A 26,440-nucleotide genomic window follows, 5' to 3' on the forward strand; every position below is an offset into this window, starting at 1 on the left:
AGGGAAACCCGAATGAGGCGTCATCCCCGAATGCGGATGGCTTGCGGGGCCTGGGTGGCGGGAGCCTGGCCGTTGGCCGGTCCTGCCCAGGCCGCCTGGACCACCAACATGGGCCCCGGTGTCACCGGAGTCAGCCAGGCGGTCTACGACCTGCACATGACCATCTTCTGGATCTGCGTGGCCATCGGCATCGTGGTGTTCGCGGCCATCGGCTGGAGCGTGTTCGCCTATCGCCGCTCGCGGCGGCAGCAGGCGTCGAGCTTTCACGAGAACACCACGGTGGAGATTCTCTGGACCCTGGTGCCCTTCCTGATCCTGGTGGCCATGGCCATTCCCGCCACCCGCACGCTCATCGACATGTATGACGCCAGCGAGTCGCAGGTGGACATCCAGGTCACCGGCTATCAATGGAAATGGCACTACCGCTACCTGGGCCAGGATGTGGAGTTCTTCAGCAACCTGGCCACGCCCGTGGACCAGATCCACAACCGCGATGCCAAGAGCGAACACTACCTGCTGGAGGTCGACCAGCCGCTGGTGCTGCCGGTGGGGCAGAAAATCCGCTTCCTGGTCACGGGTGCCGACGTCATCCACTCCTGGTGGGTGCCGGCCTTCGCGGTCAAGCGCGACGCCATTCCCGGCTTCATCCACGAAGCCTGGACCCGTATCGAGCGGCCCGGCACCTACCGGGGCCAGTGCACCGAGCTGTGCGGCAAGGACCACGGCTTCATGCCCATCGTCGTCGAGGCGCGGCCGCAGGCCGAGTACCAGGCCTGGCTGGCGGGGCGCAAGGAGGAAAGTGCACGGCTCAAGGAGCTGACCGCCAAGGACTGGACCCGTCAGGAACTCATCGAGCGCGGCGACAAGGTCTACCACACCGTCTGCGCCGCCTGTCACCAGCCCGAGGGCCAGGGCATGCCGCCGACCTTCCCGGCGCTCAAGGGCTCGGCGGTGGCCAAGGGGCCGCTGGCCGCGCACCTGAACATCGTCTTCAACGGCAAGCCGGGCACGGCCATGGCCGCCTTCGGCAAACAGCTGTCGGAGGTGGATATCGCGGCGGTGGTGACCTACGAACGCAACGCCTGGGGCAACGACATGGGGGACATGCTGGCGCCCAAGGATGTGCTGGCCCTCAAACAGGCCAGCCAATGAACGGCCCGGCAGGAGGATGCCCGTGAGCACCGTAATCGAAGACCATGACCTGCACACCGGGCATGCCCATGGCCCGGCCAAGGGCCTGATGCGCTGGGTGCTGACCACCAACCACAAGGACATCGGCACCCTGTACCTGCTGTTCAGCTTCAGCATGTTCCTGCTCGGCGGTGCCTTCGCCATGGTGATCCGCGCCGAGCTGTTCCAGCCCGGCCTGCAGATCGTGCAGCCGGAGTTCTTCAACCAGATGACCACCATGCATGGTCTGATCATGGTCTTCGGCGCAGTGATGCCGGCTTTCGTCGGCCTGGCCAACTGGATGATCCCGCTGATGATCGGTGCGCCGGACATGGCCCTGCCGCGGCTCAACAACTTCAGCTTCTGGCTGCTGCCGGCGGCCTTCCTGATGCTGGTCTCCACGCTGTTCACCCCTGGCGGCGGGCCGAACTTCGGCTGGACCTTCTACGCGCCGCTGTCCACCACCTACGCGCCGGCCAGCGTGACCTTCTTCATCTTCGCCATCCACATGATGGGCATCAGCTCGATCATGGGGGCGATCAACGTCATCGCCACCATCCTCAACCTGCGTGCGCCGGGCATGACCTTCATGAAGATGCCGCTGTTCGTCTGGACCTGGCTGATCACCGCCTTTCTGCTGATTGCGGTGATGCCGGTGCTGGCCGGCTGCGTGACCATGATGCTGCTGGACATCCACTTCGGCACCAGCTTCTTCGACGCTGGCGGTGGTGGCGACCCGGTGCTGTTCCAGCACGTGTTCTGGTTCTTCGGCCATCCCGAGGTGTACATCATGATCCTGCCGGCCTTCGGTGCGGTCAGCTCGATCATCCCGGCGTTCTCGCGCAAGCGGCTGTTCGGCTACACCTCCATGGTCTACGCCACCGCCGCCATTGCCTTCCTGTCGTTCCTGGTCTGGGCGCACCACATGTTCGTGGTGGGCATTCCGCTGATGGGCGAGCTGTTCTTCATGTACGCCACCATGCTCATCGCCGTGCCCACCGGCGTGAAGGTGTTCAACTGGGTGAGCACCATGTGGCAGGGCTCGCTGACCTTCGAGACGCCCATGCTGTTCGCCGTGGCCTTCGTGATCCTGTTCACCATCGGTGGCTTCTCGGGGCTGATGCTGGCCATCGCCCCGGCGGACTTCCAGTATCAGGACACCTATTTCGTGGTCGCGCACTTCCATTACGTGCTGGTGCCGGGCGCCATCTTCGGCATCTTCGCCTCGGCCTATTACTGGCTGCCCAAGTGGACCGGGCACATGTATGACGAAACCCTCGGCAGGCTGCACTTCTGGATGTCCTTCGTGGGCATGAACCTGGCGTTCTTCCCCATGCACTTCGTCGGCCTGGCCGGGATGCCACGGCGCATTCCCGACTACAACCTGCAGTTCGCCAACTTCAACATGCTATCGTCCATCGGCGCCTTCACCTTCGGCGTCACCCAGCTGCTGTTCCTGTTCATCGTCATCAAGACCATTCGCGGCGGCCCGCCTGCCCCGGCCAAGCCTTGGGAGGGTGCCGAGGGGCTGGAGTGGAGCGTGCCGTCGCCGGCGCCCTATCACACCTTTGCCACGCCGCCGGAGGTCAAATGAGCGCCGCGAAGCAACCCGCTGCGTCTTCGCGTCGCCTGGTGACCCGCCTGCTGTGGGTGGTGGTCGCCATGTTCGGCTTCGGCTTCGCTCTGGTGCCCCTCTACGAGGTGATGTGCCAGGCCTTCGGCATCAACGGCAAGACCGGCGGCCCGTACACTGGCGAACAGCGCGTCGATGAACAACGCCAGGTGCGTGTGCTGTTCGTGTCCAGCAACGCGGCGGGCATGAGCTGGCGCTTCTACCCCAAGGCCAGCGAATTGCGCGTGCACCCTGGGGCGGTCAACGAAATGCTGTTCGTCGCCGAGAACCCCGCCGCCTACCCCATGACCGCCCAGGCGGTGCCCAGCGTCGCGCCGGGTCGCGCGGCGGCCTGGTTCCACAAGACCGAATGCTTCTGCTTCACCCAGCAGGTGCTGGCGCCGGGCGAGCGCATCGAAATGCCGGTGCGCTTCATCGTCGACCGCGCCCTGCCTGCCGATGTGCAGCAGCTGACCCTTGCCTACACGCTGTTCGACATCACCGCCCGCCAGCCGCCTGTCGCGCCGGCCAGCGGCGCGCGCGTCACGGAGGTGTCCCATGCCAGCCCCTGAACACTATTACGTCCCGGCCCAGAGCAAATGGCCGATCATCGCCACCCTGGCGCTGCTGATCACCCTGTTCGGCCTGGGCACCTGGTTCAACGACCTCAAGGCCGGGCACCCGGACAGTCACGGTCCGTGGATCTTCCTCAGCGGTAGCCTGCTGCTGGCGTGGATGATGGTCGGCTGGTTCGGCGCGGTGGTGCGCGAAAGTCGCGCAGGCCTGTACAGCGCCCAGCTGGACCGCTCGTTTCGCTGGGGCATGGGCTGGTTCATCTTCTCGGAGGTGATGTTCTTCGCCGCCTTCTTCGGCATGCTGTTCTACATTCGCTACTGGTCTGGCCCCTGGCTGGGCGGGGAAGGCAGCAACGGCGTGTCGAACATGCTCTGGCCCGAGTTCCGCTACCAGTGGCCGATGCTCGACACCCCCGACCCCAAGCGCTACCCGGCACCGCAAGGCATCATCGACCCCTGGAAACTGCCGCTGCTCAACACCGTGCTGCTGGTGAGTTCCAGCGTCACCCTCACCCTGGCGCACCACGCGCTCAAGCATGGCGCGCGGCGGCGCCTGAAGCTGTGGCTGCTCGCCACCCTGCTGCTGGGCGGCAGCTTTCTGGTGCTGCAGGGTGCCGAGTACCTGCATGCCTATCACGAACTGGGGCTGACCCTGGGCTCGGGCATCTACGGCGCGACCTTTTTCCTGCTCACCGGCTTCCATGGCGCGCATGTGACCATCGGTGCGCTGATTCTGCTGGTGATGCTGCTGCGCATCCTGCGCGGGCATTTCGATGCCAGGCGTCAGTTCGGCTTCGAAGCGGCCAGCTGGTACTGGCACTTCGTCGATGTGGTGTGGATCGGGCTGTTTGTGTTCGTCTACGTGATCTAGCGCAGGCGACCGCTGTACAGGCCCCAGGCAATCAGGCTGACGGTCAGCACCGCCAGCGCCACCCGCAGCACCAGGGCCCCGAGCAGGCGGTTCGAGGGCTGACGGTCGCGGGTCAGGAACACCAGGCCGCTGAACAGGCTGGCGAGCATGGCGGCCAGAGACAGCACGATCGCGGCCTTGAGCATGGCGACTCCAGAGGCAAGGGTGATGATGCAATGGAGTATAGGGGCCGGTCCGTGGCCGCCAGGGTGTAGCGGATGAGACGCTTCCTGCCGCGCCCGGTGCCGACCCTGGTGCTCATGCTGCTGTTGCCGCTGCTGGTCGCTCTGGGCCTCTGGCAGTTGCAGCGTGCCGAGCAGAAGGCCAGCCTGCTGGCGCACCAGGCTCGGCAGCAGAGTCTGCTGCCCGGCAACCTGAAGGCGCTCGCCGAGCAAGACGACCCGGCCTGGCGAGCGGTGCTGCTGCAGGGGCGGTTCGACCCGCAGCACACCCTGCTGCTGGACAATCGCAGCCGTGACGGTCGTGCCGGGGTCGAGCTGCTGCAGCCCTTCGAAGACCGCTCCAGCGGCCTGTGGGTGCTGCTCAACCGTGGCTGGCTGCCCTGGCCAGACCGTCGTACGCCGCCGGTATTCGACACCCCGACGGCGGACGCCGATCTGCAGGCCTGGGTCTATGTGCCGCCGGGCCCGGCCTTTCGCCTGCAAGCCGATGCACCGGACGAGCGCTGGCCGCGCCTGGTCAATGTGGTCGAGCCGCCGCGGGTGTGGCAGGCCCTGCAACGCGATGGCTACCCCTACGAACTGCGTCTGCTGCCGGGACCGGCGGCTTACCGGGCCGACTGGCCGATCGTCAACCAGGCACCGCAAACCCATCGCGCCTACGCCGTGCAGTGGTTCGCCCTGGCCGTCGCACTGATCGGCTTGTACCTGTACCTGGGGTTTTCCAGGTCCAGGGAGCCTCGGCCATGAGTGGGCAGCGCCGCGGGCAGCTGCAATTGGCGCTGATATTCGCCGGCTTCCTTCTGCCGCTGCTTATCGCCGGCAGCATGTACCGCTGGCAGTTCTGGCTGCCGGAAAGCCGCACCTACCATGGCCAGCTGCTGGGTGACGGCGTGGGGCGGGCGGACCTGGGCGTGAGCGCCCGGGAGAGCGGCTGGCAATTGCTGGTCACCACGCCCGGAGCCTGTACGCAGAGCTGCCTGCACCTGGTGTACCTGGCCCGGCAGATCCACCTCGCCCTGGGGCGCGACGCCGGGCGCGCCAGCCATGCGCTGGCCAGCGGCGTGGCGCTGGATATTCACGCACTGCCTGGCTACCCCTGGCTGCGCCGCTACACCCTGGACCTGCAGCGCTATCGCCAGCGCGTGCCTGGCGATGACCAGCCACGGCTGTGGATCGTCGACCCCCACGGCAACCTGGTGCTGGAGTACGACGCCCGTGTTAAGGGCCAGGACGTGCTGCGCGACCTGCGGCACCTGCTGAAACTCTCGAACATCGGCTGACCGGAGGCGTCCCATGGCCCGTCGCGGATACCTGCTGGCGCTGTTCGCCACCCTCCTCGCACTGCTGGTGGTGCTGCTCGGTGCCTGGACCCGCCTGTCGCACGCGGGCCTGGGCTGCCCGGACTGGCCGGGTTGCTACGGCTTTCTCGGGGTGCCGTCCGGGGCGCTGCAACAGGCGCTGGCCGAGCTGCGCTATCCCCAGGCGCCGCTGGAAGTCGACAAGGGCTGGTACGAGATGATGCACCGCTACGCCGCCGCCGCCCTCGGCCTGAGCACCCTGGCGATTACCTGGCAGGCGTGGCGACAGCGCCAGGCCCTGGGCCTGGCCTTGGCGCTGCTGGGGCTGGTCATGTTGCAGGCAGCGTTCGGCATGTGGACCGTCACCCTCAGGCTGTGGCCGCCGGTGGTTACCCTGCATCTGCTTGGCGGCATGAGCACCCTGGGCTTGCTGTTCCTGCTGACCCTGCGCCTGGCCGCGTGGCCTGCCGTGCTGCGTAGCCCTGACCCCGCGCTGCGGCGGCTGGCGTTGGCCGCCCTGCTGCTGATCGCCGTGCAGATTGCCTTGGGCGGCTGGGTCAGCGCCCACTACGCCGCCCAGGCCTGCCCGGACCTGCCGTTGTGCCAGGGGCGCTGGTGGCCGGTGATGGACTTCGCCGAGGCGTTCGGCCTGAGTCCGCCACTCGGGCTGAGCTACCTGGGCGGCGTGCATGAGGGCGAGGCGCGCACGGCGATTCACCTGGCCCATCGGCTGGGCGCGGTGCTGGTGGCGCTGGTAACCCTGCGCCTGGCCTGGCGGCTTTGGCAGGCAGGGCTGGTGGGCATGGGCGGCGTGCTGGCCGGGCTGTTGCTGCTGCAGCTGGCGCTGGGTGCAGGCAATGTGCTGCTGAACTTTCCCACGGCCCTGGCCTTGGCCCACAGCGGCGGTGCTGCGCTGTTGCTGTTGGCGGCGATCTTCGTCAACGAGCGTGTCGGGCGAGCGCCGCGTAGCTGTACCTGAGCGGTACTTGCGTCTAGGCTTGGCCGTCCCAGTGCTGCCCGGATTCACCGACCATGACCCGAACCCAGAAAACCGTTTTCATCCTCGTCGCCATCATCGCGGTGATCCTGGGCCTGACCGTGCAGCGCGTGCTGTCCATGCGCAGCGGCAGCGACCCGGCGGCGCTGGTGGACGCCGGAGTCATCATGCTGCCGCAAAGCCGCGCGGTGCCGGCGTTGAAAATGATCGACCAGGGTGGCGAGCCGGTGGCCCTCGACCAGCTCAAGGACAAATGGACTCTGGTGTTCTTCGGCTACACCTATTGCCCGGACATCTGCCCGGCGACCCTGGCCCAGTTGCGCCAGATCAAGGCCAGCCTGAGCGCGGCCGAGGCCGGTCGCCTGCGCGTGGTGCTGGTCAGCGTCGACCCGGACCGCGACACGCCGCAGCAGCTCAAGCAGTACCTGGCGTACTTCGACAAGGACTTCGTCGGTCTGCGCGGCGCGGTGGAAGACATCCAGACCCTGTCCAAAGCCCTGAGCATTCCGTACATCCCCGCCGACACCCGCAAGCCCGGCTACACCGTGGACCACAGCGGCAACCTGGCGATCATCGGCCCGGATGGCCGCCAGCACGGCTTCATCCGTGCCCCCCTGAACGTGCAGAAACTCAGCGCGCGGCTGCCCGTCCTGCTCACCCGGTAATGGGGGCCGGTTGGCCAAGCGAAAGGCGTGGGATAAGGGGGTTGGAGCGGCGGCGGAGAAGGCCGCCTGCAGGCGGCATTCTCCGGTGCTGGATCAGAACGCCGGAACCACGGCGCCCTTGTACTTCTCGGCGATGAACGCCTTCACTTCCGGGCTGGTCAGTGCGGCGGCCAGTTTCTTCATGGCCTCGGAGTCCTTGTTGTCCGGGCGCGCCACCAGGATGTTGGCGTACGGCGACTCGGCGCCTTCGATCACCAGGGCATCCTTGGTCGGGTCCAGCTTGGCGCCCAGCGCGTAGTTGGTGTTGATCAGCGCCAGGTCGACCTGGGTCAGCACACGCGGCAGGGTCGCGGCTTCCAGCTCACGGAATTTCAGGTCCTTGGGGTTGCTGGCCACGTCCTTCGGGGTCGCCAGGATGCTGCTCGGGTCCTTCAGGGTGATCAGCCCGGCCTTGGCCAGCAACAGGAAGGCGCGGCCTTCGTTGGTGGCGTCGTTGGGCAGGGCCACGGTGGCCCCGCCAGGCAGGTCTTCGAGCTTCTTGAACTTCTCGGAGTAGGCACCGAACGGTTCGACATGGACCTTGGTCACGGTGACCAGGTTGGTGCCCTTGCCCTTGTTGAATTCATCCAGGTACGGCTGGTGCTGGAAGAAGTTGGCGTCCAGGCGCTTCTCGGCGACCTGCACGTTGGGCTGCACGTAGTCGGTGAACACCTTGATCTTCAGATCGACACCTTCCTTGGCCAGGGTCGGCTTGACGAACTCCAGGATCTCCGCGTGGGGCACGGCAGAGGCGGCCACGCTCAGGGTCTCATTGGCCTGGGCCGACAGTGCGGTCATGGCAGCGAAAACAGCCACTAGTTTCTTCATGCAACAACTCCTTCTAGCGGCCCGCGTCCGGCGGGCCAAAAGCCAACGAATGCAATCAACGGTGCGAGAAATACGCCACCAGCCTGTCGCCGACGGTTTGCAGGATCTGCACCAGCACCAGCAGCAATACGACCGTGACGAACATGACATCGTTCTGGAAGCGCTGGTAACCGTAGCGAATCGCCAGGTCGCCCAGCCCGCCCGCGCCTACCGCGCCGGCCATGGCGGTGAACGACACCAGGGCGATGGCGGTGACGGTGATCGCCGCCAGGATGCCGGGCAGCGCCTCGGGCAGCAGGGCCTTGAGGATGATCTGCCGGGTGGTCGCGCCCATCGCCTGGGTGGCTTCGATGATGCCTTTGTCCACCTCGCGCAGGGCGGTTTCCACCAGCCGCGCGAAGAACGGCGTGGCACCGGCGATCAGCGGCGGCAAGGTGCCGAGAATGCCCAGCGAGGTGCCGGTGATCAATTGGGTCAGCGGCATCATCACGATCAGCAGAATGATGAACGGCAGCGCACGCAGCATGTTCACGACCACCCCCACCACGGCATACAGCGGGCGGTTTTCCAGCAGCTGGCGCGGCGAGGTGAGGAACATCAGCACGCCCAGCGGCAGGCCGAACAGCACGGTGAAGCCCAGCGAGACGCCAAGCATGATCAGGGTGTCGCCGGTGGCCAGCCAGATTTCGTACCAGTCGACGTTGGAGAACAGTTCCAGGAAAGCGTCCATCAGCGCAGGACCTCCATATGGACATCAGCAGCGCTGAAGCGGGCGAAGGCGGCGTCCAGGTCGCCGCCGGTGATGGCCAGGGTCAGCTGGCCGTAGGGAATGTCCTTGATGCGGTCGATACGCCCCGCCAGGATGCTGTAGTCCACCCCCGTTTCGCGGGCCACGGTGCCCAGCAGTGGCGCGTAGGTCGACTCGCCCTGGAAGGTCAGGCGCACGATGCGGCCCTGCACATGGGCGAAATCTTCGCGTTGCTCGTTTTCGTCGAGGTGTTCGTCTTCCTGGACGAAACGCCGGGTGGTCGGGTGCTGCGGGTGCAGGAACACATCGGCCACCCGCCCCTGCTCGACGATCACCCCGGCGTCCATTACCGCGACCTGGTCGCAGACCCGGCGGATCACGTCCATCTCGTGGGTGATCAGCACGATGGTCAGCTTCAGCTCACGGTTGATCTCGGCCAGCAGCTGCAGCACCTGGGCGGTGGTCTGCGGGTCGAGGGCACTGGTGGCTTCGTCGCACAGCAGGATCTTCGGTCGTGTAGCCAGGGCGCGGGCAATGCCGACGCGCTGCTTCTGGCCGCCGGAGAGCTGCGACGGGTATTTGCGCGCATGGGCGCTGAGGCCGACCCGGTCGAGCAGCTCGGCGACACGCTGGTCGATCTGCTCGCGGGACAGATTGCCGGCCAGGGTCAGCGGCATGGCGACGTTGTCGGCCACGGTCTTGGACGACAGCAGGTTGAAGTGCTGGAAAATCATTCCGACCTGCTGGCGAAAGCGCCGCAGACCGTTGGCATCCAGGGCGGTCACGTCTTCGCCGTCGACCAGAATGCGACCGCCGGTGGGATTTTCCAGGCGGTTGATGAGGCGTAGCAGGGTGCTCTTGCCGGCGCCGGAATGGCCGATCAGGCCGAACACCTGGCCTGCTTCGATGCTCAGGCGGGTGGGGTGCAGGGCCGGGATTTCCTTGCCTGCAACGCGGTAGGTTTTCTGGACGTCAAGAAACTCGATCACTTACCGAACCTTTTGGGGCCTTGTGGGGTGCGTTTAATGCCAGCGCAGCGGCGCGTCGCGCGCTGGCCGGAAGCCGGGCTGGATAAGCCGGGCGCGCATTTTAGCCTGTCCGCGCCGAGGTTCTTAGCATTAATTTGCCGGTCAACCTGCGTAACGGGCATAACACGACCAGTGGGAAGATTGCTGCGGAATTTCTCTGAACGCCGCTCCCGCCCCTGTGTCACTCCTTGAACACCGTGAAGTGTATTCACTCAGGCCCGCGCTAGGACGGGCCTGAACTGACGAGGAGTCGTAATCGATGGTCAAGAAGACAGATACGCCAGTCACCCCGACAGCCAAAAGTGAACTGGCCGGCACCGACACGCTGGACCGTGGCAACAGCAACGCCAAGCTCGACGCCTTGGAGACCTTTCGCTCCGATGCCACCGGCCAGGCCCTGCGCACCAACCAGGGCGTGAAGATCGCCGACAACCAGAACAGCCTCAAGGTCGGCAGCCGCGGCCCGAGTCTGCTGGAAGACTTCATCATGCGTGAGAAGATCACGCATTTTGACCATGAACGCATTCCCGAGCGCATCGTGCATGCCCGCGGCACCGCCGCGCATGGCTACTTCCAGAGCTACGACGACCACGCCACCCTGACCAAGGCGGGCTTTCTGCGCGACCCGGGCAAGAAGACCCCGGTGTTCCTGCGCTTTTCCACCGTGCAAGGCCCGCGTGGTTCGGGCGACACGGTGCGCGACATCCGTGGCTTTGCCGTGAAGTTCTACACCGACGAAGGCAACTTCGATCTGGTGGGCAACAACGTGCCGGTGTTCTTCATCCAGGACGCGATCAAGTTCCCCGACTTCGTTCACGCGGTGAAGCCCGAGCCGCACAACGAGATTCCTACCGGCGGATCGGCGCACGACACCTTCTGGGACTTCGTGTCGCTGGTGCCGGAAACTGCCCATGCGGTGATCTGGGCGATGTCCGACCGTGCCATCCCCAAGAGCCTGCGCACCATTCAGGGCTTTGGCGTGCACACCTTCCGGATGATCAACACCGAGGGCAAGGCGAGCTTCGTCAAGTTCCACTGGAAGCCCAAGTTCGGCGTCTGCTCGCTGGTCTGGGACGAGGCGCAGAAGCTGGCCGGCAAGGACACCGACTTCCACCGCCGCGATCTCTGGGAAGCCATCGAGATGGGCGACTATCCGGAATGGGAGCTGGGCGTGCAGATCGTCGCCGAAGAGGACGAACACAACTTCGACTTCGACCTGCTCGACCCGACCAAGATCATCCCCGAGGAGCTGGTGCCCGTGACCCCGCTGGGCAAGCTGGTCCTGGACCGCAACCCCGACAACTTCTTCGCCGAGACCGAGCAGGTTGCCTTCTGCCCTGGCCATATCGTGCCGGGTATCGACTTCTCCAATGACCCGCTGCTGCAGGGCCGGCTGTTCTCCTATACCGACACGCAGATCAGCCGCCTGGGCGGGCCGAACTTCCACGAGATTCCGATCAATCGCCCGGTGGCGCCGAACCACAACAACCAGCGCGATGCCCAGCACCGCACCACCATCGACCGTGGCCGTGCCTCGTACGAGCCGAACTCGATCGACAGCGGCTGGCCCAAGGAAACCCCGGCCTCGCCGGAAAATGGCGGTTTCGAGAGCTATCAGGAGCGCATCGAAGCGCACAAGGTGCGTGAGCGCAGCGAGTCGTTTTCCGACCACTTCTCGCAGGCCGCGCTGTTCTTCAACAGCATGGCCGAGCACGAGAAGGAGCACATCATTGCCGCCTACAGCTTCGAGCTGGGCAAGGTCGAGCGGGTGTTCATCCGTGAGCGGGTGGTCAACGAGATTCTTGCCAACATCGACCTGACCCTGGCCGGCCGAGTGGCGGAAAACCTCGGCCTGCCGGCTCCCACGGGCGGTACCGTGGCGCCGCGCAGCCAGGCGCTGAAGGAGTCTCCGGCGCTGAGCCAGGCCAACCTGCTGTCGGGTGACATCGTCTCGCGCAAGGTCGCGGTACTGGTGGCCAACGGCGTGACCGGCCAGGACGTGGAGAAGATCAAGACCGCCCTGACTGCCCGTGGTGCGCACGCCAAGGTGCTGGGGCCGACCTCCGCGCCGGTGACCACCGCCGAGGGCAAGCCCCTGGAGGTGGATGCTTCGGCCGAGGGCATGCCGTCGGTGGCCTTCGATGCGGTGTTCGTGCCGGGCGGTGCGGAGTCGGTGAAGGTGCTGGGAGGCAACGGCGTGACCCTGCACTTCCTGCTGGAAGCCTACAAGCACCTCAAGGCCATCGCCGTGGCCGGTGAGGCCAAGATGCTGGTGGAACAGCTGAAGCTGGAAGAGGATGCCGGCCTGCTGGTGGTCTCGGACGGCGCCTCGACTGACGCCTTCTTCGACGCCATTGCCCAGCACCGCGTGTGGGCTCGCGAGCCGAAGGCCAAGGCCGTACCGGCCTGATGACTGCTTGCCCTTGGAGCGGCTTCAGCCGCGAAGCTTTCGCGGCTGAATTCAGGACTTGGGTGTGAGAATGATCTGCGCCGGCTGCTGGCGGCTGATCTGCTTGCTCATGTCCAGTTCGAAGCTGGAATTGAGCTTGTTGACCCGCTTGCTCAGCAGGTTGGCCAGCCACGGGAAGTCATCGGTGCGCGGCACGCGGACCAGCACGGCACAGTTGAAATTCACCACATCCGAGGCGATGGCATCGAGCTGTCGACGCATCTCGGCGATGTCGGTGGTTTTCAGCTCGATCAGCGTGTTCGGTGCGCTCGGATCGATGAGCTTGGCGATGCGCCGCGCTTCAGCGGCGGCCAGCTCGGCTTCGGCCTGGTCCAGTTCGGCCTTGCGTGCCTGGGCGATGGCGCCGTTGACGCCGCTGGTCAGGGCCGGGGCCTTGGGCATCAGCGCACGGGCGCGGCTCAGGGCGGTGGCTGCGCCGTTGACGTCACCCTTCTGCAGGCTGATCTGGCTGCGGCTCAGGTAGGCCTCGGCCAGCTGGCGCTGCAAGGGGTCCAGGCGCGGGTCCGCGTCATTGGCAGCCTGCAGCGCCGCCAACTGGTCTTCGGCAGTGGCCAGCTCATTGCCGGTGATGCTCTGTTCGAGCTGGGCGAAAGCGTCTGGCGCGGCTTCGGGCACGCTGTTGGCGGCCGGTGGCGTGCTCTGACAGGCCCCCAGGAACAGGGAAAAGGCGGCGAGCAGCAGATAGCGGGAGGCGGGCAGTTTCATTCCTGCGGTTCTCTATTTGCGCAAAAAACGAGCAAGTCTACACCGCCCGCCGGGGGAGAACAAAGCTGAGCAGAAACAGCGCACAGGCGCAGACCACGATCGAAGGCCCGGCCGGGGTGTCCTTGAACCACGACAGCGACAAACCGCCGCACACCGCAACCACACCCAGCACGCTGGCCCCCAGGGCCATCTGCTCCGGCGAACGGGCGTGCCGCTGGGCCGCCGCTGCCGGGATGATCAGCAGCGAAGTGATCAGCAGCACGCCGACGATCTTCATCGCCACGGCGATCACCACGGCGATCAGCAGCATCATGGTCATGCGCAGGGTGGTCACCGGCAGGCCTTCGACCCTGGCCAGCTCTTCGTGTACCGTCACCGCCAGCAAGGGGCGCCACAGGCTGAGGATCAGTACCAGCACCAGCGCGCTGCCGCCGAGGATCCAGGCCAGGTCCGTAGGGCTGATCGCCAGCAGGTCGCCGAACAGGTAGGCCATCAGGTCGATGCGCACCTCATGCATGAAACTCAGGACCACCAGGCCCAGCGACAGGGTACTGGGGGCGAGGATGCCCAGCAGGGTGTCGGAGGCCAGCGGCTGGCGCTGTTGCAGGGTCACCAGCAGGATCGCCAGCAGCAGGCAGCCCACCGTCACCGCCAAGGTCGGGCTGATGTCCAGCAGAAAACCCAGGGCCACACCGAGCAGGGCGGCGTGGGACAGGGTGTCGCCGAAATAGGCCATGCGCCGCCACACCACGAAAGAGCCCAGGGGGCCTGCGACCAGGGCCAGGGCGATGCCGGCGAGCAGGGCATACAACAGAAAATCAGCCATGCTTGCAGCCGTCTCCGTGAACGTGAGGTTTGAAGCGCGGGGGCGCGCTCGGGGTTTCGCTGACCACCTCGCCATGCAGGTCGTGGGCGTGGTCGTGGTGGTGGTGATAGATCGCCAGGCTGGGGGCGTTCTGGCCGAACAGCTCGACGAACGCCGGGTCGTTACTGACCTGCTCCGGGTGCCCGGAACAGCACACGTGGCGGTTCAGGCACACCACCTGGTCGGTGGTGCTCATCACCAGGTGCAGGTCGTGGGAGACCATCAGCACGCCGCAGCCGTGGCGGTCGCGCAGGCGGGTGATGAGGCTGTACAGCTCGGCCTGCCCCGCTACGTCGACGCCCTGCACCGGTTCATCGAGCACCAGCAGCTCGGGCTCGCGCAGCAAGGCGCGGGCCAGCAGCACGCGTTGCATCTCGCCGCCGGAAATACCCTGCAGCGGGCTGTCGATGACCTTGCCGGCGCCGACTTCCTCCAGCGCGGCTTCGGCCTTGGCGCGGTCCACGCCCGGCACCAGGCGCAGGAAGCGCAGCACCGACAGCGGCAGGGTCTGGTCGACGTGCAGCTTCTGCGGCATGTAGCCCACGCGCAGTTTCGGCTTGCGCCAGACCTCGCCCGAGGTGGGTTGCAGCAGGCCGAGCACGGCGCGCACCAGGGTGGTCTTGCCGGCACCGTTGGGGCCGATCAGGGTGACGATCTCCCCGGCGCCGACGCTCAGGGCAATGTTTTCCAGAACCGTCTGGCCAGCGAAATTCACCGCCACCTGGTCCAGGCGGATCAGCACTTTGCTCATCAGGCCGCCTTGCAGCCGGCGCACACGCCGACGATCTCGATGGTCTGGCCTTCGGCACTGAAGCCCACGTCGCCAGCGGCCTTGACCACCGCCTGGCTGATGGCCGGGTTCTGCAGTTCGATGGCCGCGTGGCAGTTACGGCAGATCAGGAACTGGCCCTGGTGCGCGTGGGCCGGGTGGTTGCAACCGGTGAAGGCGTTGAGCGAGGCGATGCGATGCACCAGGCCGTTTTCCAGCAGGAAGTCCAGCGCCCGGTACACGGTGGGTGGCGCGGCGCGGCGGCCGTCTTCTTCGCTGAGCACGCCAAGGATGTCGTAGGCGCCCAGCGGCTTGTGGCTTTGCCACACCAGCTCCAGCACCCGACGACGCAGGGCGGTCAGGCGCAAGCCTTTGCTGGCGCACAGGGCGTCGGCTTCGCTGAGAGCATGGTGTACGCAATGGGAATGATCGTGGGGGCGGCTGGCCAGAGGAGTGATAGGCATGGGCGGCGACGATATTGGCTGGAGACGTTATTATGTTACCGGTTCCTGCCCGATATGAGTGTCCCTCGTGCGTCGACTTCTTAATCTTTTTGTCGTAATGGCATCCAGCTATGCGCTGGCTGCGCCTTCTCTGGCCCAGGCCGAAGTCCAGGTCCTGACCAGCATCAAGCCCCTGCAATTGATCGCCGCCGCCGTCCAGGACGGGGTCGGCAAGCCTGACGTGCTGCTGCCGCCCGGTGCGTCGCCGCATCACTATGCCCTGCGTCCTTCCGACGTGCGGCGCGTTGCGGATGTCGAGCTGTTCTACTGGATCGGCCCGGACATGGAAGGCTTCCTGCCCCGCGTGCTGCAGAACCGCAGCCGCCCGGCGGTCGCGGTGCAGAGCCTGCCCGGCATGCAGTTGCGGCACTTCGGCGAAGACCAGGCCTCCCACGCCGACCATGATCACGACCACGACGAAGCGCACGCCGATGCGGGCGATGACGATCATGACCACGATCACCGTCCCGGCAGCCTGGATTCGCACCTGTGGCTGTCGACGGTCAATGCCCGGGTGATCGCCGCGAAGATGGCTGCCGACCTGAGCGCCGCCGACCCGGCCCATGCGGCGCGCTATGCCAGCAACGCGCAGGCCTTCGGCAAGCGCCTGGATGCTCTGGACGCGCGTATCAAGGCACGGGTCAGTGGGGTGGCTGGCAAGCCGTGGTTCGTGTTCCACGAAGCCTTCGACTACTTCGAACAGGCCTACGGCCTGCAGCACACCGGCGTATTCAGTGTCGCCAGTGAAGTGCAGCCCGGCGCCCGCCATGTGGCAGCGATGCGCGAACGGCTCAAGGAAGCGGGCAAGACGTGCGTGTTCAGCGAACCGCCGATGCGTCCGAAACTGGCCGAGACCCTCACCGCCGGCCTGCCAGTGAAGCTCGCCGAACTGGACGCCCTGGGTGGCTACACCCCGGCCAGCGCCAACGGTTATGAGCAACTGCTGGAAAAGCTCGGCAACGACCTGGCCGGTTGCCTGGAAAGCCTCTGATCCTCGTTTGGCAGTCAGGCCTGTAAGGCGCCCCCGAAATTTTCAGGAGGGCGCCTGGTCGCGAAAAGGCCGGCAATATCATCGAGTTTGCTGCGAACATGACGTAGCCATCGCCAGCAAGCTCGCTCCAGCGGTCTGACTTTTTTGGCCTTGCGCGGCGGTTACAGCGCGAACGGCAGCGGCAGGCGTACGTCCTGGCGTTGGCGCAGGCGGTGCTCGAACTCGGCCGGGTCGTGGATCAGCACGTCCTGGCCGGCGAAGGCTTCGGCGGCGATCAGGCGCGACAGCCAGAAACGCACGCAGGCCACCCGCAGCATGACCGGCCACAGCTCGGCCTCGGCAGGGGTGAACGACCGCTGCGCGGCGTAGGCACCGAGCAAGGCCTTGGCACGCACCGGGTCCAATTGGCCGTCGGCCTCGGAGCACCAGTCGTTCAGGGCAATCGCCAGGTCATAGAGCATCGGCCCGGAACAGGCGTTGTAGAAGTCGATCACGCCGGTCAGGTGCGTGCCCTCGAACATCGCGTTGTCGCGGAACAGGTCGGCATGCAGGTTGGCGCGCGGCAGGGCGAGAATTGCCTGGCGATGCCGTTCGATCTCCTGCAGGGCCTGCTCCAGCAGTTCGGCCTGGCTGGCATGAAGGTGCGAAAGGAAGTTGCGGCCCTCTTCGAGCATCCAGTCCAGGCCACGGTCGGTCTTGCGCTCCAGCACCTGGTCACGGGTCGCCAGGTGCAGGCGCGCCTGCAGGTCGCCAATCGCCGCACAATGCTGGGTATTGGGCTCCTTGATGTGCTTGCCGGCCAGGCGCGGTTGCAGCAGCGCCGGCTTGCCTTTCAGCTCGCGCAGGGCCTGGCCGCTGGTATCCCGCAGGGCATAGGGCACTGGCAGGTCGGCGGCGTGCAGCACGTCGAGCAGTTCGATGAAGAACGGCATCTCCTGCACCGGGCCGCGCTCGACTAGGGTGAGGACGAACTCGCCCTGTTCCAGGCTGATGAAGTAATTGGTGTTTTCACTACCGGCGGCGATGCCCTGATAGTCGAGCAGGCGGCCGAGCCCGTAGGTGGACAGGAAGGTTTCCAGCTCGGGCCGGGCCAGGGGGGTAAAGACGGACATATGCCAGCTCAAAAAAGGTTGATGTGAAGGTTACCAGCTAAAGATTTCCCACTGGGGGATCAGCATGTCCGGTTGGTCCGAACGGATGAAATTGGGGCTCGTGCCATCGGCGCGCACGAGAAAATACGGCTTGCCGTGCTTGGGCGTGATCTTGATCGCATAGAGGAAGCCATTCTGGCGGTACTCCTGGATGGTCTTGTCGCCCTCGGTACGGATCGTCACTTCAGGGTCGGCCGAAGGTGTGTCGTCTGCGGCCACCGCCAGCAACGGCGCGGTCAGCAACAGGCTGGTCAACCACAAGCGATTTATCGTGCGCATGATAACCTTGCCCCTTTGTTGTCCATGGTCCGCGCATTTTAGCGCCGACCCCGCCGAAAAGGTTGAATCTGCTCATGAGCCAAGCTCCCCTCGTCCTGGTGGACGGTTCGTCGTACCTGTACCGTGCCTTCCACGCCCTGCCGCCGCTCACCACCTCCAAGGGCCTGCCCACCGGCGCCGTGAAGGGTGTGCTGAACATGCTCAAGAGCCTGCGCAAGCAGTATCCGGACAGCCCGTTCGCCGTGGTCTTCGATGCCAAGGGCGGCACCTTCCGCGACGAGCTGTTCGCCGAGTACAAGGCCAATCGGCCCAGCATGCCCGACGACCTGCGGGTACAGATCGACCTGCTGCACGCCTGCGTCAAGGCCCTTAGCTACCCGATGCTGTGCGTGGAGGGGGTCGAGGCCGACGACGTGATCGGCACCCTGGCGCGCAGCAGCGCCGCCGCGCAGCGACCGGTGGTCATCTCCACCGGCGACAAGGACATGGCGCAGCTGGTGGACGGGCACATTACGCTGGTCAACACCATGACCGGTAGTGTGCTGGACGTGGCCGGCGTGAAGGAGAAATTCGGTGTCGGCCCCGAGCACATCATCGACTACCTGGCGCTGATGGGCGACAAGGTCGACAACATCCCTGGCGTACCTGGCGTGGGCGAGAAGACCGCCACCGGCCTGCTGGTGGGTATCGGCGGCGGCCTGGCGGACCTGTACGCCAACCTCGACGCCGTGGCCGCCCTGCCGATTCGTGGCGCCAAGACCCTGGGCGCCAAGCTGGCCGAACACCGCGACATGGCCTTCCTGTCGTACGAGCTGGCGACCATCAAGTGCGACGTGCCGCTGGACGTGCAGATCGACGAGCTGGTGATCGGCGAGCCAGACCGCGAGAAGCTGGTCGAGCTGTACACCGAGCTGGAGTTCAAGAGCTGGCTCAACGATATCGAGCGTGACGCCCGTCGTGCCGGCCAGGAAATCGCCCAGCCGCAAGCCGCGCCCAGTGACCATTCCGGCTACGAGACCATCCTCGACCAGGCGCGCTTCGAGGCCTGGCTGGACAAGCTGAACAAGGCCGAGCTGATCGCCTTCGACACCGAGACCACCGGTCTCGACGCCCAGAAGGCGCAGCTGGTAGGCCTGTCGTTCGCGGTCAAGACCGGCGAAGCGGCGTACATCCCGCTGACGCACTCCTACATGGGCGTGCCCGAGCAGCTGGACCGCGACAAGGTGTTGCTGGCCCTCAAGCCGCTGCTCGAAGACCCGGCCAAGGCCAAGGTCGGGCAGAACGCCAAGTACGACATCAACATCCTCGCCAACTGCGCCATCGGCGGCGACCCGGCCAACGGCATCACCGTGCGCGGCGTGGCCTTCGACACCATGCTCGAATCCTACGTGCTCAACTCGGTGGCCACCGCCCATGACATGGACAGCCTGGCGGCCAAGTACCTGGGCCAGCAGACCATCCGTTTCGAAGACATCGCTGGCAAGGGCAAGAAGCAGCTGACCTTCGACCAGATCGCTCTGGAACAGGCCGGCCCTTACGCCGCCGAGGATGCCGACGTGACCCTGCGCCTGCACCAGGCGCTGTCTGACAAGCTCAAGGCCGAGCCGGGCCTGCTGTCCGTGCTGCAGGACATCGAGATGCCGCTGGTGCCGGTGCTGGCGCAGATCGAGCGCCAGGGGGCGCGGGTCGATGCCGCGCTGCTGGGCGTGCAGAGCGTCGAGCTGGGCAACAAGATGGTCGAGCTGGAACGCCAGGCTTTCGAACTGGCCGGCGAGCCGTTCAACCTGGGTTCGCCCACTCAGCTGGGCAAGATCCTCTACGAGAAGCTGCAACTGCCGGTGCTGGGCAAGACCCCGACCGGCAAGCCGTCGACTTCCGAAGACGTGCTGGTCAAGCTCGCCGAACAGGGCCACGAGTTGCCGACCCTGCTGCTGCAGTACCGCTCGATCAGCAAGCTCAAGAGCACCTACACCGACACCCTGCCCGGCCAGATCAACCCGCGCACCGGCCGTGTGCACACCTCGTACAACCAGGCTGGCGCCGCCACCGGGCGTTTCTCGTCCAGTGAGCCGAACCTGCAGAACATCCCGGTGCGTACCGCCGAGGGGCGGCGCATCCGCCAGGCCTTCGTCGCCTCGCCCGGCTACAAGCTGCTGGCTGCGGACTATTCGCAGATCGAACTGCGCATCATGGCCCACCTGGCCAAGGACGAAGGCCTGCTGCACGCCTTCCGCAACGACCTGGACGTGCACCGCGCCACCGCCGCCGAGGTCTTCGGCGTGGAGCTGGAGCAGGTCAGCAACGACCAGCGGCGTAGCGCCAAGGCGATCAACTTCGGCCTGATCTACGGCATGGGCGCCCAGGGCCTGGCGCGGCAGATCGGTGTCGACGGCAAGCAGGCCAAGGCCTACATCGACCGCTACTTCGCCCGCTACCCTGGCGTGCGCGACTACATGGAACGCACCCGCGAACAGGCCGCCGAAAAAGGCTATGTAGAAACCCTGTTCGGTCGTCGCCTGTACCTGCCGGAGATCAACTCCAACAAACCGCAGCAGCGCGCCGGCGCCGAACGCACGGCGATCAACGCGCCGATGCAGGGCACCGCGGCAGACATCATCAAGAAGGCCATGGTGGCGGTGAACACCTGGCTGAACGAGTCCGGCCTGGATGCGCGGGTCATTCTCCAGGTACACGACGAACTGGTCCTGGAAGTGCGCGAAGACCTGGTGGAGCGCATCAGCGAAGAAATTCGTCCGCACATGAGCGGCGCCGCGCAGCTGGATGTGCCGCTGGTGGTGGAAGTCGGGGTGGGCAACAACTGGGACGAGGCGCACTAGGCCGCAGGCTGTGTCCTGGCAACATGAACATTTGTTCATGCCAGGACAGGAACTAAACCGTCCGGGGCCGGGTCAGAGTTCACGATTGGCTCGCAAGGCCGATCATGCTCCTATGTTGTGTTAAGTGTTGGCAGATATCCGGATCCCGCCCTGAGGGTCCGGACCTTGGACCCCGAACTTCCCCCTCCCCATATGAAGTCCGGGGTTTTTTTTGTCCTGAAAATGTCGCCAACCAGGCTGCAACCGTTCCCGCAGCCTTGCCTGATGTTGGCTCGCGACCTCTCGCAAAGGCGTTTCCATTCAGCCGGTGCTGCTCACTGCTGGGCTTTGTCTTCCAGTTCCAACCAGTTCGCCAGCGTGCGGTAGGCTTCTTCCAGGCCCTGGCGCTTGGGCGCGGAAAACAGCTGGATGGTCACCCCTTCGCCCCAGCTCTTGCGAATCTGCGACTGCACCTTGAGCAGGGTGTTCTTCGCCGCGCCGTGGGTCAGCTTGTCGGCCTTGGTCAGCAGGATGTGCATCGGCATGCCGCTGGCCACGGTCCAGTCCAGCATCATGGTGTCGAATTCGGTCATCGGGTGACGCACGTCCATCAGCAGCACCACGCCCTTGAGGCTTTCACGGCTGCCCAGGTAGGCCTCCAGGTGGCGTTGCCAGTGCTGCTTGAGCGGGATCGGGACCTTGGCGTAGCCATAGCCGGGCAGGTCGACCAGGCGGCGATCGTCGTCCAGGAGGAAGAAGTTCAGCAGTTGGGTGCGCCCCGGGGTTTTCGAGGTGCGTGCCAGGTTGGCGTGGGTCAGGGTGTTCAGCGCGCTGGACTTGCCCGCGTTGGAGCGGCCGGCGAATGCCACTTCGAAGCCCGCATCATCAGGGCACTGATCGACCTTGGCGGCGCTGAGCATGAACTTGGCCTGCTGGCAGAGGCCGAGGATGGGGTTCTTGAGTTGCATGTGATTTCCGCTAAAAAGCCTGCTGCAAGGGGTGCGGCAAGGTGTCGTTTCCGTTCAGGCAGTACGGGTATATAATGCCGCAGATTTTGTGTGGATTTCGCCTGTGCCCAGGTGAATGAGCACGCCAAGCGAGAACAGGATCCGTGCAGGTGCCGCAACCGGCATCGGTTTTTCACCGGATCCGATGCGCATTAGAACGCAGTCCGCTTTCAACCTGAAAGGTTTTTGCTGAAACAGGCGTGGTTCTTCGTCGTTTCGGCTGCCATTCAAATCGTTGCCGTCGCGTGGAAATGTGCAAGGACTGCAGCTTCCGGGGTCGTGAGCCGCCCTCTTTCGCGGGGGTGTTCCTGGCGCTGCCTGACGTTTCACCTCATAGCCGATTTGGATGATCTGATGAACACACTCCTCGCGAGCCTGCTGTTGACACTGGGTGTCTGCGCGCCGGCGCTGGCTGCCGAACCGGTTGGCAATGCCGCCGCCGGTCAGGCCAAGGCCATGGTCTGTGGCGCCTGCCACGGCCCGGATGGCAACAGTGCGGCAGGCAACTTCCCGAAACTCGCCGGCCAGGGCGAACGCTACCTGCTCAAGCAACTGCGCGAGATCAAGGACAACAAGCGCATCGTGCTGGAAATGACCGGCCTGCTGGCCCCGCTCAACGATCAGGACCTGGCTGACCTCGCCGCCTGGTACGCCAGCCAGAAGGCCAGCACCGGCATGGCCGACCCGACCCTGGTGTCGCGTGGCGAGGCGCTGTTTCGCGGTGGCAAGCTCGAAGACGGCATGCCGGCCTGCATCGGCTGTCATTCCCCGGATGGCACCGGCAACGCCCCGGCCGGTTTTCCGCGCCTGGGCGGGCAGCACGCCGACTACATCAAGAAGCAGCTCACCGCGTTCCGCGAAGCCGAGCGCGTCAACGATGGTGACACCATGGTCATGCGCAGCATCGCGGCAAAACTCAGTAACAAAGATATCGAGGCACTGGCCCAGTACATTCAGGGGCTGCATTGAGGCGTTTGCGGTCTGCACGCTGAACGAGTCAAAAAGGGTAGCCTGGGCTACCCTTTTTCGTGGTCACGGGCGTTACACTAGCGAACTGCTGCCGCGACGAACGGTCGTAATCGAATCGCTGCAAGCGAATTCCACGAACCCAGGAGTAAAGAATGCGTAACCTGATTCTCAGCGCCGCTCTGGTGGCCGTCAGTGTGTTCGGCATGACCGCACAGGCTGCCCAGCCGATCGAGGCAGGCAAACAGTACGTTCAACTGAGCAGCCCGGTGGCTGTGTCGGAGCCTGGCAAGATCGAAGTCGTTGAGCTGTTCTGGTACGGCTGCCCACATTGTTACGCCTTCGAGCCGACCATCAACCCCTGGGTCGAAAAACTGCCTGAAGATGTGCACTTCCTGCGCATTCCTGCCCTGTTCGGCGGCCCTTGGGACGCCCATGGCCAACTGTTCATCACCCTCGAGGAAATGGGCGTGGAGCACCAGGTGCACGCCGCCGTGTTCGATGCCATCCAGAAGCAGCACAAGCGCCTGACCGATCCAGAGGACATGGCCGAGTTCCTGGCCACCCAGGGCATCGACAAGGACAAGTTCCTCAGCACCTTCAAGTCGTTCGCCGTGAAAGGCAAGATGGCCAAGTACAAGGAGCTGGCCAAGCAGTACCAGGTCACTGGCGTTCCAACCATGATCGTCAACGGCAAGTACCGCTTCGACCTGGGCACTTCCGGCGGTCCGGAAGCCACTCTCGACGTGGCCGACCAGCTGATCGCCAAAGAGCGTGAAGCTGCCAAGTCTGCCAAGTAGGCAGTCTCGCCATGCGCCGCTGGGGCAAGGGTAACGAGCGTGTCGCCGGTCTGCGTGACCCGCGGGTCAACGAGGACCACCTGAGCGCCAGCGGCCTGCCTGACAACGGTCGGCTGCGGCTGTTGAGCTTCAACATCCAGGTCGGCATCAATACCCAGCGTTACCATCATTACCTGACCCGCAGTTGGCAGCATGTGCTGCCGCACGGCGGGCGGGCGACCAACCTGCAGAAGATCGGCGAGCTGATCGGCGACTTCGACCTGGTCGCCCTGCAGGAAGTCGACGGTGGCAGCCTGCGTTCCGGCTACGTCAATCAGGTCGAGCACCTGGCCCAGCTGGGCGCCTTTCCCTACTGGTACCAGCAGCTCAACCGCAACCTGGGCCGCCTGGCCCAGCACAGCAATGGCGTGCTCAGTCGTCTCAAGCCCTGGGCGATCGAGGACCATCCGCTGCCAGGTCCGGCCGGGCGCGGTGCGATCCTGATGCGTTTCGGCGAGGGCGATGACGCGCTGGTGGTGGTGATGATGCACTTGGCCCTGGGGGCCCGCACCCGCACCCGGCAACTGGCCTACATCCGCGAGCTGATCGGCAACTACCGCAACCAGGTGCTGATGGGCGACATGAACACCCACGCCACCGACCTGCTGGAGCATTCGCCGTTGCGCGACCTTGGCCTGCTTGCCCCGCAGATCGAGGCGACCTTTCCCAGCTGGCGACCACAGCGCTGCCTGGACCATATCCTGCTCAGCCCGAGCCTGACGCTGGAACGCGTACAGGTGCTGGCGCAGCCCATTTCCGATCATCTGCCCGTGGCGGTAGAAATCCGTCTGCCAGCGTCGCTGTGCGGGGACTCCTTGCCCGTGCCCCGCGTACCTGACGATGGATCCCGTTGATGAGTGACGACGCCGAGCGTTGGAAAGAGAAATACCTGAAGGGCATCGAACAGCAGGACCGCCTGGAGAAGCGCTGGCAGGCCCGTCTCGACCTGCTGCGCCGCGGCCTGGTGCGCAGCAGTCTGGCGGCGGAGGGTTCGGACCGCGCGGTCGACGAATGCATGAAGGAAATGCGTGAGATCGTCCGCAAGGACGACATGGACGCCGGCCTGGCCGGCCTCATCCCGCGCCTGGAAAAGGCCGTACTGGATTCCGAGCAACGCCGTGAGGTGCGGGCCGGGCAGGTCAGCACTGCGCTCACCGCGCTGGTGGCACAGTTGCAGAGCCTGCCGCTGCCCCGCGAAGTGCGTAAACCGCTCAAGCGCTTTGCCAAGGAACTCGAAGACCGCGCTTCTCAGGCCCGCGAGCTGCCGCTGCTGCTCAGTGAACTCAGCGGCCTGCAAGGCCGCGCCCTGAATGCCCTGGAAAAGACCGATCAGCCGGCACGGCCAGGCCTGCTCGAACGCCTGTTCGGGGGCCGCGACGAGGCCGGCGCGCCGGAAACCAGCCAGCCTGACACGCCCGGGCAACCTGCCGCCCTGCCCGCCACGTCGCCGGCCCCGGATGCCGACGCCGACGATGACCTGGATGAAGCTCCTGTAGCACCCGCGCCGCCGGCGCCTGCCAAGGCGGAGCCACAGGCCGCTGCCGTTGCGCCGCAGACACCCGCCGCAGAACCCGCAGGGAGTGCCAGGGCGGCCCCCGAACCCGGCGCTCGGCCCGCGGAGGCTGCCGCTGTGGTCGCTCCGACCCCTTCCTCTGCCGATCCTGCTGCGCCAGCGCCGGCCGAGGCGGCGCTGGCTGACGACGCTGTGGCGGTGGCCGCCCTGGTCAAGGCCGAGCCAGAAGTCACGCCGCTCACGCCCGTGCAGCCCGTCAGTGCGCCGATAGAAGGGTTGCTGGCGCCTGTACCCATCGTGCCGTTCGAACAGGTCGTGCCGTTCGCGCCGCTCGCTTCGGCTGACGTGCCCGACGAGCCGCAGGCCGAAGCTGGTGAAGAAGGCCAGGCGGGTGAAGAAGGCGAATACGCCCTGCCGCATTCATCCGAGCCGAGCTACAGCTCGGTGGCCGCACACATCGAAGACACCCTGCTGGGCCTGCTGGATGACCTGAACCTGCCGGACATCCACCGCCCGCATGTCGAATCCATGCGCGAGCGTCTGGAGCATGGGCTTAACTGGTACGAACTGCTGCCGATCCTCGATGACCTGGCGGTGTTGATGCTGGCCATCAGCGACAGCGGCCAGGTCGAGTTCGAGACTTATCTCAAGCAGCTCAACCAGCGTCTGGAGTCCTTCCAGAGCAGCCTGCAGGCGGTCAACGACGGCCACAGCCATGGCCACTCCTCCGCACGTGCCTTCGACAGCGAGCTGCGCGAGCACGTCGATGACCTGCAGAGCAGCGTGCAGGAAGCCTCGGACCTGGTGAGTCTCAAGGGCATCCTTGAGAAGCGCCTCGAAGGCATGTTGGGCGCCATGGACGACTACCAGCGCAAGCGTGACGAACGCGAGCGTGAAGTCGCCGAGAGCCTGCAGCACCTGGCCAGCCGCGTGGCGAGCATGGAGCAGGAAGCCCTGGGCGTACGCGCCAGCCTCGAAGAGCAACGGCGCAAGGCGTTGCTCGACCCGCTCACCGGCCTGCCCAACCGTGCGGCCTGGGGCGAGCGTCTGGAGCGGGAGATGGCGCATCGTCAAGAACAGGCCAGCAGCCTGCTGATCGGTATTCTCGACCTGGACCACTTCAAGCGTATCAACGATGGCTATGGCCACCTGGCGGGCGACAAGGTGCTGAAGATCGTCGCCAACCAGCTGCAAAAACGTCTGCGCACCACGGATTTCATGGCGCGCTTCGGCGGTGAGGAGTTCGTCATGCTGATGCCGGCCACCACCGTGGCGACCGGCCTGCAGCGTCTTGAGGAGATGCGCGCGGCGGTCGAGCAATGCCCGTTTCATTTCAAGGGAGAGCCGGTGACCATTACCGTGTCCATCGGCATGACTGCCCTGCGCCCTGCCGAGCGCAGCGATACGGCGCTCAAGCGTGCCGATCAGGCGCTGTACCGCGCCAAGGAAGCGGGCCGCAACCGTGTCGAGCAGGGTTGAATCGCGAGGCGCCGCCGACCCGTGGTCTTCGCTTG

26 protein-coding genes are annotated in these 26,440 nt (G+C 65.4%); 15 read left to right on the plus strand and 11 right to left on the minus strand.

Going from position 1 to position 26,440, the window contains the following annotated elements; genetic code table 11:
- Positions 1-12 precede the first annotated feature (12 nt).
- Genes coxB through RRX38_RS16375 form a run of 4 tightly spaced genes read left to right on the plus strand, consistent with a single transcriptional unit; the run spans position 13 to position 4,228 of the window.
- Positions 13-1,152 carry a cytochrome c oxidase subunit II gene (gene coxB, locus RRX38_RS16360; protein ID WP_410524831.1) on the plus strand — a complete coding sequence of 380 codons (1,140 nt, stop codon included), beginning with the start codon at positions 13-15 and terminating at the stop codon, positions 1,150-1,152.
- Between the two features lie 22 nt (positions 1,153-1,174).
- Entirely contained in the window at positions 1,175-2,764 is a 1,590-nt protein-coding gene (ctaD, locus tag RRX38_RS16365) for a cytochrome c oxidase subunit I (protein WP_295472064.1), read from the plus strand.
- Entirely contained in the window at positions 2,761-3,354 is a 594-nt protein-coding gene (locus RRX38_RS16370) for a cytochrome c oxidase assembly protein (protein ID WP_315959932.1), read from the plus strand. Before ctaD ends, RRX38_RS16370 begins: the two co-directional genes overlap by 4 nt.
- A complete protein-coding gene (locus RRX38_RS16375; protein WP_315959933.1) occupies positions 3,341-4,228 on the plus strand; it encodes a cytochrome c oxidase subunit 3 in 888 nt (295 codons plus the stop codon). Before RRX38_RS16370 ends, RRX38_RS16375 begins: the two co-directional genes overlap by 14 nt.
- Here the strand turns inward: RRX38_RS16375 and RRX38_RS16380 are convergent.
- A complete protein-coding gene (locus tag RRX38_RS16380; protein ID WP_295472070.1) occupies positions 4,225-4,413 on the minus strand; it encodes a DUF2909 domain-containing protein in 189 nt (62 codons plus the stop codon). The genes RRX38_RS16375 and RRX38_RS16380 overlap by 4 nt on opposite strands.
- Before the next feature lie 72 nt (positions 4,414-4,485).
- Here RRX38_RS16380 and RRX38_RS16385 point away from each other — a divergent pair, with 72 nt between their 5' ends.
- The 4 genes from RRX38_RS16385 to RRX38_RS16400 are packed head-to-tail and all read left to right on the plus strand — an operon-like array spanning position 4,486 to position 7,409.
- Positions 4,486-5,196 (plus strand): SURF1 family protein, encoded by a 711-nt coding sequence (locus tag RRX38_RS16385; RefSeq protein ID WP_295472072.1) that lies wholly within the window; start codon positions 4,486-4,488, stop codon positions 5,194-5,196.
- Positions 5,193-5,729 (plus strand): hypothetical protein, encoded by a 537-nt coding sequence (locus RRX38_RS16390; protein ID WP_315959934.1) that lies wholly within the window; start codon positions 5,193-5,195, stop codon positions 5,727-5,729. Before RRX38_RS16385 ends, RRX38_RS16390 begins: the two co-directional genes overlap by 4 nt.
- A gap of 13 nt (positions 5,730-5,742) precedes the next feature.
- The gene (locus tag RRX38_RS16395; protein WP_315959935.1) at positions 5,743-6,726 is read left to right on the plus strand and encodes a COX15/CtaA family protein; all 984 of its coding nucleotides are present in this window, start codon (positions 5,743-5,745) and stop codon (positions 6,724-6,726) included.
- 53 nt (positions 6,727-6,779) lie between these two features.
- Positions 6,780-7,409 carry an SCO family protein gene (locus RRX38_RS16400; protein ID WP_315959936.1) on the plus strand — a complete coding sequence of 210 codons (630 nt, stop codon included), beginning with the start codon at positions 6,780-6,782 and terminating at the stop codon, positions 7,407-7,409.
- A gap of 93 nt (positions 7,410-7,502) precedes the next feature.
- Here the strand turns inward: RRX38_RS16400 and RRX38_RS16405 are convergent, their stop codons facing one another.
- From RRX38_RS16405 to RRX38_RS16415, 3 genes are read right to left on the minus strand one after another with little or no spacing between them, the layout of a single operon-like run.
- Positions 7,503-8,276, minus strand: coding sequence for a MetQ/NlpA family ABC transporter substrate-binding protein (locus tag RRX38_RS16405; RefSeq protein ID WP_315959937.1), 774 nt, complete (start codon positions 8,274-8,276; stop codon positions 7,503-7,505).
- Positions 8,277-8,331: 55 nt separating this feature from the next.
- Entirely contained in the window at positions 8,332-9,006 is a 675-nt protein-coding gene (locus RRX38_RS16410) for a methionine ABC transporter permease (RefSeq protein WP_315959938.1), read from the minus strand.
- The gene (locus RRX38_RS16415; RefSeq protein ID WP_295472084.1) at positions 9,006-10,013 is read right to left on the minus strand and encodes a methionine ABC transporter ATP-binding protein; all 1,008 of its coding nucleotides are present in this window, start codon (positions 10,011-10,013) and stop codon (positions 9,006-9,008) included. Before RRX38_RS16415 ends, RRX38_RS16410 begins: the two co-directional genes overlap by 1 nt.
- A gap of 298 nt (positions 10,014-10,311) precedes the next feature.
- Between RRX38_RS16415 and katE the strand changes: the two genes are divergently transcribed.
- A complete protein-coding gene (katE, locus tag RRX38_RS16420; RefSeq protein ID WP_315959939.1) occupies positions 10,312-12,462 on the plus strand; it encodes a catalase HPII in 2,151 nt (716 codons plus the stop codon).
- A 51-nt stretch (positions 12,463-12,513) separates the two neighbouring features.
- Here katE and RRX38_RS16425 read toward each other — a convergent pair whose 3' ends face one another.
- Genes RRX38_RS16425 through RRX38_RS16440 form a run of 4 tightly spaced genes read right to left on the minus strand, consistent with a single transcriptional unit; the run spans position 12,514 to position 15,325 of the window.
- Positions 12,514-13,227 carry a PA5502 family lipoprotein gene (locus RRX38_RS16425; RefSeq protein ID WP_295472353.1) on the minus strand — a complete coding sequence of 238 codons (714 nt, stop codon included), beginning with the start codon at positions 13,225-13,227 and terminating at the stop codon, positions 12,514-12,516.
- A gap of 37 nt (positions 13,228-13,264) precedes the next feature.
- A complete protein-coding gene (znuB, locus tag RRX38_RS16430) occupies positions 13,265-14,053 on the minus strand; it encodes a zinc ABC transporter permease subunit ZnuB (RefSeq protein WP_315959940.1) in 789 nt (262 codons plus the stop codon).
- Entirely contained in the window at positions 14,046-14,843 is a 798-nt protein-coding gene (gene znuC, locus RRX38_RS16435; protein ID WP_315959941.1) for a zinc ABC transporter ATP-binding protein ZnuC, read from the minus strand. Before znuC ends, znuB begins: the two co-directional genes overlap by 8 nt.
- Complete coding sequence (locus tag RRX38_RS16440; RefSeq protein WP_295472359.1) at positions 14,843-15,325, minus strand: Fur family transcriptional regulator; 483 nt, start codon at positions 15,323-15,325, stop codon at positions 14,843-14,845. Before RRX38_RS16440 ends, znuC begins: the two co-directional genes overlap by 1 nt.
- Positions 15,326-15,392: 67 nt before the next feature.
- Here RRX38_RS16440 and znuA point away from each other — a divergent pair, with 67 nt between their 5' ends.
- Positions 15,393-16,355: a zinc ABC transporter substrate-binding protein ZnuA gene (gene znuA, locus RRX38_RS16445; protein WP_410524832.1), complete on the plus strand. Its 963-nt coding sequence runs from the start codon at positions 15,393-15,395 to the stop codon at positions 16,353-16,355.
- A gap of 161 nt (positions 16,356-16,516) precedes the next feature.
- Here the strand turns inward: znuA and RRX38_RS16450 are convergent, their stop codons facing one another.
- Together RRX38_RS16450 and RRX38_RS16455 are read right to left on the minus strand one after the other, a co-directional pair.
- Complete coding sequence (locus RRX38_RS16450; protein WP_315959943.1) at positions 16,517-17,467, minus strand: homoserine kinase; 951 nt, start codon at positions 17,465-17,467, stop codon at positions 16,517-16,519.
- 30 nt (positions 17,468-17,497) lie between these two features.
- Complete coding sequence (locus RRX38_RS16455) at positions 17,498-17,785, minus strand: DUF2782 domain-containing protein (protein ID WP_295472363.1); 288 nt, start codon at positions 17,783-17,785, stop codon at positions 17,498-17,500.
- A 74-nt stretch (positions 17,786-17,859) separates the two neighbouring features.
- Between RRX38_RS16455 and polA the strand changes: the two genes are divergently transcribed.
- Positions 17,860-20,622, plus strand: coding sequence for a DNA polymerase I (polA, locus tag RRX38_RS16460; RefSeq protein WP_315959944.1), 2,763 nt, complete (start codon positions 17,860-17,862; stop codon positions 20,620-20,622).
- A gap of 314 nt (positions 20,623-20,936) precedes the next feature.
- On the opposite strand, the gene yihA is transcribed toward polA, so the two are convergent.
- Positions 20,937-21,569: a ribosome biogenesis GTP-binding protein YihA/YsxC gene (gene yihA / locus RRX38_RS16465; RefSeq protein WP_295472367.1), complete on the minus strand. Its 633-nt coding sequence runs from the start codon at positions 21,567-21,569 to the stop codon at positions 20,937-20,939.
- Between the two features lie 393 nt (positions 21,570-21,962).
- On the opposite strand from yihA, the gene RRX38_RS16470 reads away from it, so the two are divergent.
- The 4 genes from RRX38_RS16470 (at position 21,963) to RRX38_RS16485 (ending at position 26,405) form a co-directional block, all read left to right on the plus strand.
- Positions 21,963-22,577, plus strand: coding sequence for a c-type cytochrome (locus RRX38_RS16470; protein WP_295472369.1), 615 nt, complete (start codon positions 21,963-21,965; stop codon positions 22,575-22,577).
- 152 nt (positions 22,578-22,729) lie between these two features.
- On the plus strand, positions 22,730-23,374 hold the full coding sequence (locus RRX38_RS16475; protein WP_295472372.1) for a thiol:disulfide interchange protein DsbA/DsbL: 645 nt from the start codon (positions 22,730-22,732) through the stop codon (positions 23,372-23,374).
- Between the two features lie 11 nt (positions 23,375-23,385).
- Positions 23,386-24,267, plus strand: a complete 882-nt coding sequence (locus RRX38_RS16480; RefSeq protein ID WP_295472374.1) for an endonuclease/exonuclease/phosphatase family protein — start codon at positions 23,386-23,388, stop codon at positions 24,265-24,267.
- Positions 24,267-26,405 carry a GGDEF domain-containing protein gene (locus RRX38_RS16485; protein WP_315959945.1) on the plus strand — a complete coding sequence of 713 codons (2,139 nt, stop codon included), beginning with the start codon at positions 24,267-24,269 and terminating at the stop codon, positions 26,403-26,405. The genes RRX38_RS16480 and RRX38_RS16485 overlap by 1 nt, the downstream gene beginning before the upstream one ends.
- Positions 26,406-26,440 lie beyond the last annotated feature (35 nt).

The sequence above is a fragment of the Pseudomonas sp. DTU_2021_1001937_2_SI_NGA_ILE_001 genome (assembly GCF_032463525.1).
GTDB lineage: Bacteria > Pseudomonadota > Gammaproteobacteria > Pseudomonadales > Pseudomonadaceae > Aquipseudomonas.

Coding starts and splice junctions, on each gene's coding strand:
- RRX38_RS16450 (WP_315959943.1), bottom strand. CDS start 17,467: ATGTCCGTCTTTACCCCCCTGGCCCGGCCCGAGCTGGAAACCTTCCTG.
- RRX38_RS16380 (WP_295472070.1), bottom strand. CDS start 4,413: ATGCTCAAGGCCGCGATCGTGCTGTCTCTGGCCGCCATGCTCGCCAGC.
- RRX38_RS16470 (WP_295472369.1), top strand. CDS start 21,963: ATGAACACACTCCTCGCGAGCCTGCTGTTGACACTGGGTGTCTGCGCG.
- RRX38_RS16395 (WP_315959935.1), top strand. CDS start 5,743: ATGGCCCGTCGCGGATACCTGCTGGCGCTGTTCGCCACCCTCCTCGCA.
- RRX38_RS16485 (WP_315959945.1), top strand. CDS start 24,267: ATGAGTGACGACGCCGAGCGTTGGAAAGAGAAATACCTGAAGGGCATC.
- RRX38_RS16475 (WP_295472372.1), top strand. CDS start 22,730: ATGCGTAACCTGATTCTCAGCGCCGCTCTGGTGGCCGTCAGTGTGTTC.
- znuB (WP_315959940.1), bottom strand. CDS start 14,053: ATGGCTGATTTTCTGTTGTATGCCCTGCTCGCCGGCATCGCCCTGGCC.
- RRX38_RS16455 (WP_295472363.1), bottom strand. CDS start 17,785: ATGCGCACGATAAATCGCTTGTGGTTGACCAGCCTGTTGCTGACCGCG.
- RRX38_RS16385 (WP_295472072.1), top strand. CDS start 4,486: ATGAGACGCTTCCTGCCGCGCCCGGTGCCGACCCTGGTGCTCATGCTG.
- RRX38_RS16375 (WP_315959933.1), top strand. CDS start 3,341: ATGCCAGCCCCTGAACACTATTACGTCCCGGCCCAGAGCAAATGGCCG.
- RRX38_RS16480 (WP_295472374.1), top strand. CDS start 23,386: ATGCGCCGCTGGGGCAAGGGTAACGAGCGTGTCGCCGGTCTGCGTGAC.
- RRX38_RS16405 (WP_315959937.1), bottom strand. CDS start 8,276: ATGAAGAAACTAGTGGCTGTTTTCGCTGCCATGACCGCACTGTCGGCC.
- katE (WP_315959939.1), top strand. CDS start 10,312: ATGGTCAAGAAGACAGATACGCCAGTCACCCCGACAGCCAAAAGTGAA.
- coxB (WP_410524831.1), top strand. CDS start 13: ATGAGGCGTCATCCCCGAATGCGGATGGCTTGCGGGGCCTGGGTGGCG.
- RRX38_RS16390 (WP_315959934.1), top strand. CDS start 5,193: ATGAGTGGGCAGCGCCGCGGGCAGCTGCAATTGGCGCTGATATTCGCC.
- RRX38_RS16400 (WP_315959936.1), top strand. CDS start 6,780: ATGACCCGAACCCAGAAAACCGTTTTCATCCTCGTCGCCATCATCGCG.
- RRX38_RS16410 (WP_315959938.1), bottom strand. CDS start 9,006: ATGGACGCTTTCCTGGAACTGTTCTCCAACGTCGACTGGTACGAAATC.
- yihA (WP_295472367.1), bottom strand. CDS start 21,569: ATGCAACTCAAGAACCCCATCCTCGGCCTCTGCCAGCAGGCCAAGTTC.
- polA (WP_315959944.1), top strand. CDS start 17,860: ATGAGCCAAGCTCCCCTCGTCCTGGTGGACGGTTCGTCGTACCTGTAC.
- RRX38_RS16370 (WP_315959932.1), top strand. CDS start 2,761: ATGAGCGCCGCGAAGCAACCCGCTGCGTCTTCGCGTCGCCTGGTGACC.
- RRX38_RS16440 (WP_295472359.1), bottom strand. CDS start 15,325: ATGCCTATCACTCCTCTGGCCAGCCGCCCCCACGATCATTCCCATTGC.
- RRX38_RS16425 (WP_295472353.1), bottom strand. CDS start 13,227: ATGAAACTGCCCGCCTCCCGCTATCTGCTGCTCGCCGCCTTTTCCCTG.
- znuC (WP_315959941.1), bottom strand. CDS start 14,843: ATGAGCAAAGTGCTGATCCGCCTGGACCAGGTGGCGGTGAATTTCGCT.